The organism is Vogesella mureinivorans, assembly GCF_007644035.1.
Taxonomy (GTDB): domain Bacteria; phylum Pseudomonadota; class Gammaproteobacteria; order Burkholderiales; family Chromobacteriaceae; genus Vogesella; species Vogesella mureinivorans.
Genome location: NZ_VMTV02000129.1, coordinates 1 through 389, shown reverse-complemented (window position 1 = coordinate 389; position 389 = coordinate 1). Strand labels below are relative to the sequence as shown.

General features: G+C 41.6%; 1 protein-coding gene. It reads right to left on the bottom strand.

Annotated features, from left to right (window positions below; all coding sequences use genetic code 11):
• Positions 1 to 389 (bottom strand): arginase family protein (locus tag FLQ44_RS03145; protein WP_206208645.1); only part of this gene is annotated, 389 nt, incomplete at both ends.

Here is a 389-nt window from a genome sequence, read left to right as displayed (position 1 = left end):
AACCGTAAGGATCTGCTTGATGGCAATCCATGCCTGCTTGGTAAATAATTATATCAGCCTTCCACTCATTGGCTCGTTGAAAAGCCTCATGTATCGCCATGGTATACTGCGCAAAACTCCCATGCTTCGTATGTACATGGCGACTTTCGGCACGTTCATACGTTGGATAGCCAAATGCCAAACCATAAATGCTAAAATTATATAAATTCTCTAATCTTCGGGTAAATTCAGCAGTTCCATCGCCACCATGCTGATCACAATCCAAAATAAAGATTCGTTTATTCGCAAAATACTGCGCAATCAGTGCCAAGCCATTGAAGGTACAATATGAACCGCCATAGTCATAATTGGCGTGATGAAAACCTTGTGCAATATTGGCTGCAATACCA